The 788-nt window shown below is 45.1% G+C and carries 1 protein-coding gene and 1 pseudogene; both read left to right on the plus strand.

The window, feature by feature from the left end; genetic code table 11:
- Positions 1–242: pseudogene (locus A3729_RS32690) on the plus strand (hypothetical protein); the annotation flags it as partial.
- Between the two features lie 2 nt (positions 243–244).
- A partial coding sequence (locus tag A3729_RS08995; RefSeq protein WP_197475721.1) for an efflux RND transporter permease subunit occupies positions 245–788 on the plus strand: 544 nt, incomplete at its 3' end.

The raw sequence follows: 788 nt of genomic DNA on the forward strand, positions 1-788 counted from the left end.
TACCCGTGTCGGCAATCTATGGAACAAATCGAATTTATCGTATTGAGGAGGGACGGCTTCAATCGCTAAATATTGAAGTATTAGGAAAACAGCTTTTAAGTCTTAGCACGAATTCTGCAAATGAAGAGACTCTTCAAGACAGAGTCATTATTCGTAGTAAGCATCTAGGCGATGGCGATAAGGTCACAACAACCCAGCTCCCCAATGCAATTTCCGGTCTAAAAGTTAAAGAGCGTAGCTAAGAATGAGCATTGTAAATCACGAACAAAACCCAGGTGATCACCGCTCAGATTTAATTGGCCGCTTTGCTCAACATAAAGTAGCAGCCAACCTGCTCATGCTGATTATGCTGCTTGCAGGTGCGGTATCACTAATCAAACTTAACACTCAGTTCTTACCAAACTTCGAACCCGACTACGTCATCGTCCGCGTTACCTGGCCAGGTGCCAGTGCAGAAGATGTGGCCAAGTCGATTGTCACACCGCTAGAACAGCAGTTGCGCAATCTAGATTACGTGAAAGAAATGCGTTCGACGTCTTATCAAAGCGCTGGCGTCATCGTCCTGGAATATGATGAAGGCAGTGATATGGGCTTGGCCCTCGACCAAGTTAAAGAATACGTTGACCTGGTAAGAAACCTTCCCTCTGATTCTGAAACGCCCGAAGTATCAAAAGTTTCGTTAAATGAGGACGTTGCAACCATCATTCTTTCTTCGGATGGCACATTAGAAGAACTACGCCCACTTGCCTACCAGTATGAAAGAGAACTACTAGACAGAGGCGTTGCAA

This window comes from Oleiphilus sp. HI0043 (assembly GCF_001634935.1).